The sequence below is a fragment of the Arthrobacter sp. H5 genome, from assembly GCF_000520595.1.
In the GTDB taxonomy this organism is placed as follows: Bacteria; Actinomycetota; Actinomycetes; order Actinomycetales; family Micrococcaceae; genus Arthrobacter_D.
Genome location: NZ_KI915027.1, coordinates 1 through 12,576, shown reverse-complemented (window position 1 = coordinate 12,576; position 12,576 = coordinate 1). Strand labels below are relative to the sequence as shown.

General features: G+C 61.7%; 11 protein-coding genes and 1 pseudogene. 7 read left to right on the top strand and 5 right to left on the bottom strand.

Going from position 1 to position 12,576, the window contains the following annotated elements; all coding sequences use genetic code 11:
• Positions 1 to 446, bottom strand: a pseudogene (locus tag Y708_RS30085) (ABC transporter permease); the annotation flags it as partial.
• Positions 443 to 1,318, bottom strand: coding sequence for an ABC transporter ATP-binding protein (locus Y708_RS0119660; protein ID WP_343212997.1), 876 nt, complete (start codon positions 1,316 to 1,318; stop codon positions 443 to 445). The gene Y708_RS0119660 and the pseudogene Y708_RS30085, both read right to left, overlap by 4 nt.
• Before the next feature lie 221 nt (positions 1,319 to 1,539).
• Between Y708_RS0119660 and Y708_RS0119655 the strand changes: the two genes are divergently transcribed.
• The gene (locus tag Y708_RS0119655) at positions 1,540 to 2,826 is read left to right on the top strand and encodes an aspartate kinase (RefSeq protein ID WP_028281233.1); all 1,287 of its coding nucleotides are present in this window, start codon (positions 1,540 to 1,542) and stop codon (positions 2,824 to 2,826) included.
• A gap of 15 nt (positions 2,827 to 2,841) precedes the next feature.
• Here the strand turns inward: Y708_RS0119655 and Y708_RS26585 are convergent, their stop codons facing one another.
• The 3 genes from Y708_RS26585 to Y708_RS26580 all read right to left on the bottom strand — a co-directional run bounded on the left by Y708_RS26585 (position 2,842) and on the right by Y708_RS26580 (position 6,717).
• Positions 2,842 to 3,120, bottom strand: coding sequence for a hypothetical protein (locus Y708_RS26585; RefSeq protein WP_035776960.1), 279 nt, complete (start codon positions 3,118 to 3,120; stop codon positions 2,842 to 2,844).
• A gap of 69 nt (positions 3,121 to 3,189) precedes the next feature.
• Positions 3,190 to 3,402, bottom strand: a complete 213-nt coding sequence (locus Y708_RS0119645) for a hypothetical protein (RefSeq protein WP_028281232.1) — start codon at positions 3,400 to 3,402, stop codon at positions 3,190 to 3,192.
• A 168-nt stretch (positions 3,403 to 3,570) separates the two neighbouring features.
• Complete coding sequence (locus Y708_RS26580; protein ID WP_253905896.1) at positions 3,571 to 6,717, bottom strand: S8 family peptidase; 3,147 nt, start codon at positions 6,715 to 6,717, stop codon at positions 3,571 to 3,573.
• A 268-nt stretch (positions 6,718 to 6,985) separates the two neighbouring features.
• Between Y708_RS26580 and Y708_RS0119635 the strand changes: the two genes are divergently transcribed.
• The 6 genes from Y708_RS0119635 to Y708_RS0119610 all read left to right on the top strand — a co-directional run bounded on the left by Y708_RS0119635 (position 6,986) and on the right by Y708_RS0119610 (position 12,495).
• Positions 6,986 to 7,897: a hypothetical protein gene (locus Y708_RS0119635; protein WP_028281231.1), complete on the top strand. Its 912-nt coding sequence runs from the start codon at positions 6,986 to 6,988 to the stop codon at positions 7,895 to 7,897.
• Between the two features lie 49 nt (positions 7,898 to 7,946).
• Complete coding sequence (locus Y708_RS27760; protein WP_081747039.1) at positions 7,947 to 8,516, top strand: SSI family serine proteinase inhibitor; 570 nt, start codon at positions 7,947 to 7,949, stop codon at positions 8,514 to 8,516.
• 155 nt (positions 8,517 to 8,671) lie between these two features.
• A complete protein-coding gene (gene purS, locus Y708_RS0119625; RefSeq protein WP_028281229.1) occupies positions 8,672 to 8,929 on the top strand; it encodes a phosphoribosylformylglycinamidine synthase subunit PurS in 258 nt (85 codons plus the stop codon).
• Positions 8,930 to 8,943: 14 nt separating this feature from the next.
• Entirely contained in the window at positions 8,944 to 9,699 is a 756-nt protein-coding gene (gene purQ, locus Y708_RS0119620) for a phosphoribosylformylglycinamidine synthase subunit PurQ (RefSeq protein WP_275451124.1), read from the top strand.
• On the top strand, positions 9,700 to 11,976 hold the full coding sequence (purL, locus tag Y708_RS0119615) for a phosphoribosylformylglycinamidine synthase subunit PurL (RefSeq protein WP_028281227.1): 2,277 nt from the start codon (positions 9,700 to 9,702) through the stop codon (positions 11,974 to 11,976).
• A 138-nt stretch (positions 11,977 to 12,114) separates the two neighbouring features.
• Entirely contained in the window at positions 12,115 to 12,495 is a 381-nt protein-coding gene (locus tag Y708_RS0119610; protein ID WP_173401539.1) for a DUF1304 domain-containing protein, read from the top strand.
• Positions 12,496 to 12,576: the final 81 nt, after the last annotated feature.

Here is a 12,576-nt window from a genome sequence, read left to right as displayed (position 1 = left end):
GGATTTACCCCGCCAAGGGCGAGCGCCCAGAAGATGAATGGTGTGCTGAGAACCAGAAATCCCAGTGACGCCACCCAGGACGCCAGCCATTTTCCCCAGAGGATCTGTCCCGGCGTCAGGAGGGTAATCTGCAGGATTGCCAAGGTGCCCGCGGACCGGTCACCGTTCACCGCGTTCGCCGAAAGTCCCGGGGCCACAAGGAGCCCAAAGAAGAGCACAAAGCTAACCACAAGCTCGAACAGGAACGGGCCGCTACCGTCCATAGTCGCCGTCGTCAGCGCCGCCAGCATGAATACCAGGCCTATGACAACAAACCAGACCGCCAACATGATGTACCAGGCCCGTCCGCGGAGCCTCTGACGCATTTCCAGGGAGAAAATCGTGCGTACCCCGGAGGCATATCCGAGGGAGCGGTCGGACGTGGTGTTTTCTATAGTTGTGCTCATTGCCTGTCCGTCTCGAGGCTCATGTAGGTTTCCTCCAGGGCCCCTCCCGCGGGCGCGAAAGCGGTGATCACGACGTCGGCCATCACCAGGGTGCGCAGCAGCCACGCTGCCTGTTCAGTGCTGTTCAACAGCACCTGATACTCGGCCCGGCGTGAGTCGCCGCGCGCCTCGAACTCGACTCCGTGGCTGGTGAGCGCATCGGCCAGCGGTTCCATGGGCTCTGCCTGGATGCAGTAGCGGCGGACCTGGGTCCCGGCCTCATCGAGGGACTGGCTCTTGACCGACTCGCCGCGGTTTACGAACACTGCCCGGTCGGCGATCTCATCCAGTTCCGAGAGGACATGGCTGGAAACCACGATGGTCTTGCCCTCTCCTGCTAACCGCCGCAGCAGGGTGCGCAGTTCAACCCGCGAACCGGGGTCCAGCCCTGATGCCGGCTCGTCAAGCAAAAGCACTTCCGGGTCATGGATCAGGGCGCGCGCCAAGCTGAGCCGCTGTTGTTGACCACGGGAAAGCACCCGCGCGGGCTGATCCGCGTATTCGGAGAGGCGCACCGCCGCGAGCAACTCTGCTGCACGGGCCTCCCGCTCCCCCGGCACCATGCCGTACAGGGCGCCCATGGTGGTGAGGATTTCTGTTGCTTTCAACGACTCCCAGACACCCAGGGTGTCCGGCATCCAACCCACTTTGCGCCGCACTGCATTGGAATCGACCTGCGGATCCACACCGCCCACGGTGAGCGAACCGTCGTCGGGCGCCAGCAGGGAAGCCAGTATCAACAGCAGCGTGGTCTTGCCGGAGCCGTTTGGGCCGATCAGCGCTGTCACCTCTCCAGGCGGCGCTTCAAAATCGATATGCCTAATAGCAGCCACAGAACCAAAGCTCCGTTTTATACCATTGGCAATAATTCCGCCATACCCATTTGCCATAAGTAGACCCTAACAACAGGATGCACAATACGACGCACAATTGGCTGCGCCGGATTGGCCGGAGCTAAACTGGATGCGTGCGGCCATCGATGCCGTGCCAACCTGGTTCAGGCGCCGACGATGTCGCCGGGCAAAGATCAATCCACTATTCAGCGAGCGTGCGCATGGCTTTAATTGTTCAAAAGTTTGGTGGTTCCTCCGTGGCAGACGCCGAGGGCGTCAAGCGTGTTGCCAAGCGCGTGGTGGACACCCAGGCCGCCGGCAATGAAGTGGTTGTGGTTGTCTCAGCCATGGGTGACAGCACCGATGAACTGCTGGATCTCGCCGCTCAGGTCTCCACCACCTCCACTCCCCGCGAAATGGACATGCTGCTCAGCGCCGGGGAACGCATTTCCATGGCGCTGCTCGCAATGGCCATCCACGAGCTTGGCGCAAGCGCACAATCGTTCACCGGCAGCCAGGCCGGGATGATCACCGACGCAATTCACGGTAAAGCCCGCATCATTGCGGTGTCCCCGCACCGGATCAAAACGTCCATCGAAAAGGGAGACGTGGCGATTGTCGCCGGATTCCAGGGGATGAGCCGCGACAGCAATGACATCACCACCCTCGGACGCGGCGGCTCGGATACCACCGCGGTGGCACTCGCCGCGGCCCTTGGCGCCGATGTCTGCGAGATCTACACCGATGTGGACGGCATTTACACCGCCGATCCACGGGTAGTACCCACTGCCCGCAAGATTGCGGAGATCTCCAGCGAGGAAATGCTGGAGATGGCGGCCTCCGGGGCCAAGATCCTCCATCTGCGCTGCGTGGAATACGCCAGGCGTTTTGGTGTGCCGCTGCACGTCCGCTCGTCCTTCAGCCAACTCGAGGGAACCTGGGTGCTGCCCAGCCCCGATGACAAAATCAAAATTCAAGCAGGAGATCCCTTGGAACAGCCCATCATTTCCGGCGTGGCACACGATCGTTCAGAGGCCAAGGTCACCGTTGTGGGAGTTCCTGACATCCCCGGTAAAGCGGCCGAGATCTTCGGCATCGTGGCCGGCGCGCACTCCAACATCGACATGATTGTCCAAAACGTTTCCACGCACGGCTCTGGGCACACCGACATCTCGTTTACCCTGCCCATTGTCGAAGGCGCGGACGCATTGGAAGCATTGAGGGCGGCGCAGAGCCGGGTTGGTTACGAGGGCATCGAATATGACGAGCAGATTGGAAAGCTCTCCCTCATCGGTGCCGGAATGCGTTCCAATCCGGGAGTTTCCTACCGATTCTTCAAGGCACTGTCCGACGCCGGCGTTAACATCGACATGATCTCCACCTCCGAGATCCGAATTTCAGTGGTCACCAACGCGGAGCTGTTGGACACCGCTGTGCGCGCCGTACATGCAGCGTTCGAGCTCGACGGTGAAGCGCTGGCAACCGTGTATGCGGGCACCGGTCGCTAACTCAAACAGCCCGGTTCAGTCCTCGGTGTGGAGAGCCGGGCTCTTGAAGTAGTCGGGATATTTCAGCACGGGCTCTGTCCGGCGGACCGTTGTATGGTCCGGATGTTTCCGCAGTGCGTAATGGTGTCCGTGGTCGTCCTCTTCGATCTGGAAATCGGCCAATTCACGCTCCGACGTCGTTTCGAAATCGTCGTGCCTGTGTTGTACAGGGCAAAGCGCGTCGCCTTGATCGGCCGGTCCCAGAAAGATGGTGGCCGGATTTTTGATCCACCTGCGCCGAATCTTGTCGGCCATTGGAATCGCCTTCTCTCCCAATTTGCAATGTGGTCCAATTTTACGCCCGGCGGCGCGGAAAAGATCCGTCTATTCAGGGGCCATGGAGACGATGTACGTGCTCCCGTCCGCACGACGGATGGTCTCCCATTGAGATGCTTCGGCAACCCGATCAGCGAGCAGTGCCTCATTGGCGTCGGTCATCGGGTGATCCAACGGACTCGACTGTGCAGGCCCAAAGACTGCCCTGGCCCTGCCTGTGGCACGCATGAACCGTGATACCCGGGATTCGTTCCCAGCCATAGCTTCCTCCAGCACCGTATTGATCCCTATTAGGTGGAAGGACCGCGCGGCCGGCTACATTCCCGAAAACCAGCAACGCTCCCGCAGGAATCGTTGAAATGAGAAACTTTTCAGCCCTCATCCAACAATAACTGCGGGAGCGTCACCTGGTGGTGCTGGCTGCTTACCCTACTTGCCTTGGGTTGGCGTGGTGGTTTCCCGGGGTCCTGTGGGCAGCTTGTCCGCCGGGTTCACCTCCGGAAGTTCCAGTGCTGCCTGCCCGGCCTCGTTCACCACTACTGAGACAAACGTGACCGACTCGGATCCTTCGTAGGTGATACGACCAACATAGGATCCCGCCTCGAGGCCTTCCCAGGCCAAAGTGACGGTGCCCGAGGTGCCGTTGGCGAGCTGCAGAGGGTTGGGCGTCAGCGTTGCATTGTTCTCGTTCGCTCCGAGAATGGCGGCATCAAACGTTGCCGCAGTTGAGCGGCCGTCAACACTGGCGTACAGATTCACGACGATGGTGTAAGTACCCGGAATCGGGTTCTCCAGTGTCAGCGTTTCGCTTGCCGATGCAGTTGCAACCTGAGTCAACCTCCCGTTCGGGTCGAACACGAACAGGTCGAAGTCAGCTGTCTGGTCAGCCGATAGCACCGAAAACTTCGCCAGCGGCGCACCTTCCGGCACCTCAACTTCGGTCAGGAAGTTCGAGGCATCATTAGTGACCGCAACCGGCCCCGGAACCTTCTCAAGTTCTGAGCTTTCAGCCTTCGAAAGCCCTTCCAGCGTCATGTTCACCGGTGAGTTGGTGCCCGAGGTGACCTCGAACTCCCCGCTTCCGTCGGCGCCCTCGGAACTGAAGGACACCTCGGCCGGCGCGACGATCGCCTGCGGCCTCACAGCTACAGGGGACGCGATCCTCTTGTTCTGTCCCTCCCACACCAGCGATCCCATAGCGAACTCGCCCAGCGTTGCACTCTGGTTCTCGAAGGTCACCTCAAAGGTGCGCTTCTCCCCAGCCGAGGTGAAGTTAAGGATCGACGGCGTTACGGTCACGTCCACGCCCGGAACATCAGCGGTTGCCCGGTACAGGCCCGGAGCATCAGCCGTTACCGTACGCGTGACGGTCACCTTGCCGGTGAGATTGCCCAGTGCGTAGGACGCCACGTTCATGTCCTTGGATTCGGTGGAACCGAGTCCGTCGATACCCAGGTCCACGCCGGTTCCTTGAATGAAGCGCAGGTAGTCCTCGGCAGCGGCATCGTAGATCAGTCCCGGGGTCAGCACGTTGGCCGGGTCCACGTGTCCGGCGCCGGTTGCGAAGACGTCGCCGTCCACGCCGCCGTCAGCGGTCTTCAGCGGATCCGCCGTCGTCATCATTGCGGACTTGACAGCGGCCGGTGACCACTCGGGCCGCTCGGCGAGAATGAGTGCGCCCATGCCGGCGATGTGCGGTGAAGCCATCGATGTTCCGGAGAGGAAACCGAACTCGTCGCCGTCGCTGCCGATGGGCGATACGCCCGCCAGCACGGCCACCCCGGGAGCGGCAACATCGGGCTTGAGCAGGTCGGAGCCGGCGGCCAGCAGCGGCCCCCGTGAGGAGAAGCCGGCAACTTGGGGAACGGGCGGGGAGGCCAATCCCGTGGTGTCCTCGGGAACAAGGGCTACCTGGATGGCTGGGTCAGCAGCAACCTTGGCCTTCAGGGCAGGACCCTCAGGTGCGTTGACGTGAACGGTGGGTACTGAGTGCTTGTCCGTGTCCATCGACGAATCAACCAAGTTCACGAGGATCATTCCCACGCCGCCGGCGCGGTTAACTTCAGCGCTCTTGGCTACGCGGTCGTAGACGCCGCGGTCGCAGACCACAATCTTCCCGGCAACGGCTCCCGGGTCAAGCGAGTTGGGGCCACAGAGTGCCGGATCGACCCCGCCGGCTGCGGCTGCACTTTCACCGAGTACCACGGAGCTGAGTCCCACACCGGTACTCATGATGCTGGCTCCGCGGAATTTACTGCTATCGGAGAATTCGGCGGTGCCCTGCAGCGCGTGGCTGAATGTGCTCGCCGCGACGGTGGTCAGCCATGGTGCACCGTGGTTGACGGTGCTGGCGGTGGGACCGGAGTTCCCGGCCGAGGCCGCCACAAAGATCCCCGCCGAGGTGGCCGACAGGAACGCCAGCGAGACGGGATCAGTGGTGGTGGTTGTGCTGCCGGAGATGGAGTAGTTCAGTACGTCCACACCGTCCAGGATGGCCTGGTTAATGGCGGCGATGGAGGCGGAGGAATAGCAGCCGCCCGTGTTGGGATTTGTGTCTTCCCAGCAGGTCTTGTAAATCGATAGCTTCGCGTCGGGCGCCACACCGGAGGATGCTCCGAAGTCCCGGTCGGCAACCGTCTGGGTCACCTTGCTGTTGCCGGCGGCGGTGCTGGCGGTGTGGGTGCCGTGGTTGTCCACATCCACCGGAGAAATGAGTTCCTTCTCAGCGCGGTTCGCTTCCGGCACAAAGCGGAGGAAGTCATCCGCGAAATACTGGGCGCTGAGCACCTTCGAGTTGCAGTCGGAGCCGTCAAAGCCCTCACCAACCTGGCATTCGCCAACAAAGGTTTCACCGTCAGCCTTCAGCATGGCGATGTTTCCCTCTTCATTGAGGTACGGCTCGCCGACTTTGGCTTTACCCTTCAAAGGCTTGACTTTCTTGCCCTCGAAGAAGGGATTGCTGGGGGTGTAACCGGTATCGATGACACCCACCACTGTCCCCTTGCCGGCGTTCTTCTCGCCGCCGAACTGGGTCTTCCAGGCACCCTTCTTACCGGTGAGGTTCAGGAAATCCATGCTGGAGTAGTCCGGAGCGTTTTCTACGTCTTCCGCGACCATCAACACCTGCGGGTCCTTGGCCAGCTCTACGGCCTGCTCTGAAGAAAGCGCGGCGCTGAAACCGTTGATTGCCGCGGTGTAGGTGTGGTTGATCTCCACGCCTTCCTCGGCCGCAACGGTTTCCTGCTTCTTTTCGAGGTGTTTTTGGTACTTCTGGACGTTTGCGTCCCGCGCGTCCAGCTTCTCCCCCTTCTCAGGCTTGGTGGCCTCAATGCCGGGGACGCCGCCGTCGTACGTTGCTGCGGGCTTTTCCGCGAGCACCACGATGTAGCGGCCGTCCGGGTAATCCTGGGGATTCATTTTCTTGGCCGGCATGATCTGCTGGGTTGCAGCAGGTTCGGGAGCGGCAACTGCAGGCGCCGCAGTGACGGAGCCAAGGATCAGGGGCAGTCCTACCGCCAGGGCTGTGGCTCTGCGCAGACCACCTGCCCGCTTGATCAAATTGTCAGTGTATTTCACGCGAGGTTTACCTTTCATCGGAAATCTGGCCGGACAAAACCGGCCACAAAACAGCCCGGTGTGCGAGTGATGTGCTCTGAGTCACACCCAAGCCCTCCGTCAGGGTACTCCCGGGAGACGGTGGTTCTGGCACCAGAGAACCAGTTGCCCGGCAAAACCATTCATCTCGACCAAAAAACAGTTTTCATAACGAACGTTCATTAACTTCAAAGCGGCTATCTGCTAAGTTTCGGAGCTCGATTGATCCCCCAGCACGGATAATGGAGACATGCCCACACCCGTTACCGTCCTCTCCGAGGAGCAGTGGCTGGCCCGTGCCCGCGGCCATTCCGGGCGCGCGGGCGCCTATACAACGCCCTATCTTGCCCGTCGTTCCAGTCAGTCCCGGCACCCCGTGGAAGATTTTCTCTTCACCTACTACAGCCAGAAACCGGGCCAACTGCTGCGTTGGCACCCGGGCGCCGGCGTTGTGCTGACTGGGCCAGCCGCCGTCGAACGCGCGTCCTGGAAGTACTACCGGAGCCTGGAGCGCCCGGAGCGGTCATCGCTTGGAATAGCGGACGACGACGCCGTGACGGTTGACGTGGAATCCTTCCTCACCACACGGCGGGAGGCTGTGGAGTTCGCGCGGGTGATTCTCTCCGGGACGGCGGCGCGGCCTGCCAATCTGGGCTGTTTTGGCCTGCATGAATGGGCCATGGCCTACAAATCTGAGCAGAACGGGATCCGGCACGAATACCTGGACCTGCGCCTGGGAGCCGGCGGAACGGACAGCGTGGTGGAACGCTCACGGATCCGTTGCACCCATTTTGATGCCTTCAGATTCTACGCGCCCGAGGCCACCGGACTGAACGAGCTGCAGCCCAGCCGCGGGAACCAGAGCTCAATGGAACAGCCCGGCTGCCTCCATGCGAACATGGACCTGTACAAATGGGCTTACAAGCTTGCGCCACTGCTTCCCAGTGAACTTGTGATGGACTGTTTCGAGCTGTCCTGGCGCATCCGGAGAATGGACATGCAGGCGTCCCCTTACGATCTGTCGGACTGGGGCTATGAACCCATTCGGATCGAAACGCCGGAGGGCAGGGCGGAGTATGCGAGGATTCAGCGTTCATTCACGGCGGAATCCCAGCAACTGCGTGCACAGTTGATTCAGTACCTTGACGGGCTAAATTCCTAGTGGCAGTAAATCGTTAGTCTTTGCAGAGGGGCAACAAGGAGGTTTTCCCATGCATCAACCACACCGCGCAATGACCCGCGCACTGGCGGCACTTGCTCTTTCGACGCTGCTGCTGACCGCCTGCGGCAATCCCGGAAACAACCCCGGTGCGGATCTCACGCCCGCCCCGTCACCGTCCTTACCAACAGAATCGCCGTCAGCAACGGAGACCACCATGCCGGCCGAGTCCTCGGAATCGCCTAAACCCAGCCCAACCATGCCCACCGACCCTGAAGCTGCAGGCACTGCGATGTTGAACGTAACCATCAAGCAGACCGCCGAAGGTGAACCGATGCAATACGTCCTCGAGTGCACCCCGGACGGAGTGGGTGAGAAAACCAACCTCCGAAACGCGGAGGCCGCCTGCGCCGCAGTGATGAGCCTTGGTGCTGAATTCTTCACGGAAAAGCGGGATCCCGACCAGATGTGCACCCAGCAGTACGGAGGACCCCAGACAGCTGAAATCTGGGGAACCATTGACGGCCAGCAGGTGTCAGCTTCGTTCTCAGCCACTGACGGTTGCGAGATTGCGCGCTGGACAGCCATGGAAACCGTGCTCGGCGCCGGCGGAGCCATGTAGGTTCCCGTGGACGTGCGCGGTTCACACAAGTAAAGGCGGCGGCAATTCGCCGTTAGAATGAAACGGCAAGCTCGCGGAGCGCTGAAAGAGCGTGAGACGGCAATCCCGGGCAACCGCACATAACGCGCTGTTTCTTACTTCACAGGAGTTGCCGGATGCCCCGGATCGTTGTTGACGTCATGCCCAAACCTGAAATCCTCGATCCGCAGGGCAAGGCCATCGCCGGTGCGCTGCCCCGCCTGGGACTCACGGGATTCGCCGAAGTGCGCCAGGGGAAGCGGTTTGAACTCACGGTGGAAGGCGAAGTAACCGAAGCTGTTCTGGAGCAGGCCCGCACCGCCGCAATCACCCTGCTCTCCAATCCGGTCATCGAAGATGTCACCCGGGTTGAGGTCATTGAGGACGTTCAGTGACCGTCGAAACACCCCTGATCGGTTCCTCCGCTGCCCCCATTCCTGACGAGACCCTTACCGGCATCCGCGTGGGCGTCATCTCGTTCCCCGGATCCCTGGATGATCGGGACGCGATGCGCGCGGTCCGCATAGCCGGCGGCACCGCCGTCGACCTCTGGCACGGCGACCATGACCTCAAGGGCGTGGACGCCGTCGTCATCCCCGGCGGTTTCTCTTACGGCGACTACCTGCGGGCGGGCGCAATTTCGCGGTTTGCCCCGTTGATGGAGCAGATCTCGGCTGCCGCTTCCAGCGGGACCTTGCCGGTGCTGGGCATCTGCAACGGATTCCAGGTGCTCACCGAGGCCCATCTGCTGCCGGGGTCCATGATCAAGAACAACCACCTGCACTTCCTTTGCCGCGACCAGCGACTAAAGGTAGAGAATACGACGACGGCATGGACCTCCTCCTACAATGCCGGGGACGAGATCGTGGTTCCGCTAAAGAACCAGGACGGCCAGTTCGTGGCGGATGAACGCACCCTTGACGAACTTGAGGGTGAAGGACGCGTGGTGTTCCGCTACGTGGGCGGAAACCCCAACGGCTCCCGGCGGGACATTGCCGGAATCTCCAACGCGGCCGGGAACGTGGTGGGCCTGATGCCGCACCCCGAGCACGCGGTCGAGGCCGGATTTGGACCGGACTCCTCCGCGTTTGGCGACGTTGGCCTGCGCGGCGGCGTGGATGGACTTGACATTTTCACCTCGGTATTGAAGAAGTTGGTTAAGTAAGTGACTGCCGTGAAGTTCAATATCGACACCGTTGATCATGCCGTTCAGACCCCTGATGTGGAGCTGCCCTGGGCGGCGCTGGGCCTGAAGGACAACGAGTTCCAGCGCGTGGTCGAGATCCTTGGCCGCCGCCCCACGGCGGCCGAGCTGGCCATGTACTCGGTGATGTGGAGCGAGCACTGTTCCTACAAATCCTCCAAAGTGCATCTGAAACAGTTCGGTGACAAGGTCACCGAGGGCATGTTGGAGCATCTCCTCGTGGGCATCGGCGAGAACGCCGGCGTCGTCGACATCGGTGACGGCTGGGCTGTGACGTTCAAGGTGGAGTCACACAACCACCCCTCCTTCGTGGAGCCGTACCAGGGTGCAGCGACCGGCGTCGGCGGAATTGTCCGCGACATTATCTCCATGGGCGCACGCCCGGTGGCGGTCATGGACCCGCTGCGGTTCGGCGCCATCGACCACCCGGATACGCCGCGGCTGGTCCACGGAATCGTGGCCGGCATCGGCGGTTACGGCAACTCGCTGGGGCTGCCGAACATCGGCGGCGAAGTGGTCTTTGACTCCGTCTACCAAGGCAATCCACTGGTCAACGCGCTGGCTGTTGGCGTGCTGCGGCATGAGGACATCCGCCTGGCCAATGCGTCCGGAGTGGGCAACAAAGTGGTCCTCTTCGGTGCACGCACCGGCGGCGACGGTATCGGCGGCGCGTCGGTGCTGGCCTCCGAGTCCTTCGACGCGGGCAAGCCCTCCAAGCGCCCCGCGGTCCAGGTCGGTGATCCCTTCGCTGAGAAGGTGCTGATTGAGTGCTGCCTTGAGTTGTTCAAGGCCTCGGTGGTGGAGGGTATTCAGGACCTCGGTGCGGCGGGCATCTCCTGCGCCACCTCCGAACTTGCGTCCAACGGCGACGGCGGCATGCACGTTGAACTCACCAGCGTCCTGCTTCGGGACCCAACGCTTACCCCGGGCCAAATCCTCATGTCCGAATCGCAGGAACGCATGATGGCGGTTGTGACGCCGTCAAACGTGGCCTCGTTCGAAGCCATCATGGACAAGTGGAATGTCGAGTATTCCTGGCTCGGGGAAGTCACGGACACCGGCCGGCTCATCATCGAATGGGACGGCGAGAAAATTGTCGACGTCGATCCACGCACCGTTGCTCACGATGGACCGGTGTACAACCGTCCGTTCCATCGTCCGACCTGGCTCGACGCCGTTCAAGCCGATTCATTCAGCGCTGACCGGCCCGCTGATCTGAAGGCTGCCGTGCTGAAGCTGATGGCCTCCCCCAACATGTGCTCCAAGGACTGGGTCACCAACCAGTACGACCGTTATGTGCAGGGCAACACCGCACTGGCCATGCCCGACGACGCCGGCGTGGTCCGCGTGGATGAGGAAACCGGACTCGGCATTGCGCTCTCCACGGACGCCAACGGCCGTTACTCCTACCTCAACCCCTACGAGGGTGCGCGTCTGGCCCTGGCCGAGGCATACCGCAACGTCGCCACGTCCGGCGCCAAGCCGATGGCCGTCACCGACTGCCTGAACTTCGGCTCGCCGGAGGACCCGGAAGTCATGTGGCAGTTTGCCGAGTCCGTCCGCGGTTTAGCTGACGCCTGCCAGGAACTCGGCGTTCCCGTGACCGGCGGAAACGTGTCTCTGTACAACCAGACCGGCGGCGTTCCCATTCATCCCACCCCTGTGGTGGGCGTCCTGGGCGTGTTCGACGACGTTGCGCGCCGCACCCCGTCGGGCTGGCGCGAAGACGGCCAGGCCATCTACCTGCTGGGAACCACGCGGAATGAACTGGACGGCTCCGAATGGGCCAACCTTCACGGACATCTAGGAGGGCAGCCTCCGGCTGTTGACCTTGGCGCCGAGAAGACGCTCGCGGCCATCCTGGTGAACTCCTCACGTGACGGCATGATTGACGCTGCGCATGATCTCTCCGAGGGCGGGCTCGCCGCCGCACTGTCCGAGGCCGCACTGCGGTTCGGTGTGGGTGCCCGTATTGCGCTGGATGAGCTGTGCGAGCGCGATGGCGTGGATCCCTTCACTGCCCTTTTCAGCGAAAGCCAGGCCCGCGCCGTCGTCGCCGTCCCCCGCTCCGAAGAGGTGCGGTTCAATGACATGTGTACGGCGCGCAATTTCCCTCGGCTGCGCATTGGCGTGGTGGACGCGGAGAATGGTGCCCTCGATGTTCAGGGGCACTTTGTGCTTCCGCTGGCAGAGCTGAAGGAAGTACACGAGGCCACGCTGCCGAACCACTTCGCATGACATCGACTCTCCCCAAATGGCCCTTCTCAGCCGGTTTTTCCCCCTGAGAACGGCAATTTGGGGAGAGTCGATGACAGAAGGTTGGCGCCAGCGGGAAGGGATCCGACGTCGAAGCCACAAACACGGAAGGTTGCCTGCATGACACTGCCTCTCCTCAGCTCCGTATTTGCCATCATCGCGGGGTTGATTCACGTCTATATATTCGTGCTGGAGTCGCTGCGCTGGCGGAGTCCTTCAGTATGGCGTCTATTTGGAGTCAGGTCGCAGGAGGATGCTGAAACCTTGCGGCCCATGGCTTTCAACCAGGGGTTTTATAACCTGTTCCTGGCGGCCGGCGTGATTGCCGGGCTCGCGTTTTCTGGGACGAGGGCGGGATACGGCATGGCAGTCCTTGCGCTCGCATCCATGCTGTTGGCTGCAGTTGTCCTGATTTCGAGCAATCGGAAAATGGTGGTGGGTGCGGCGATTCAGGGCGTTCCACCGCTCATTGCCCTGGCAGGGTTGGCTATCCCCGCTTAGCTGGCAGCCGCCGCCCATCCTTGGGTGAAGCGAGCCGACGGGCAGCGGCCAGATACCGCCGCGTGATAATCCACTGGCAGG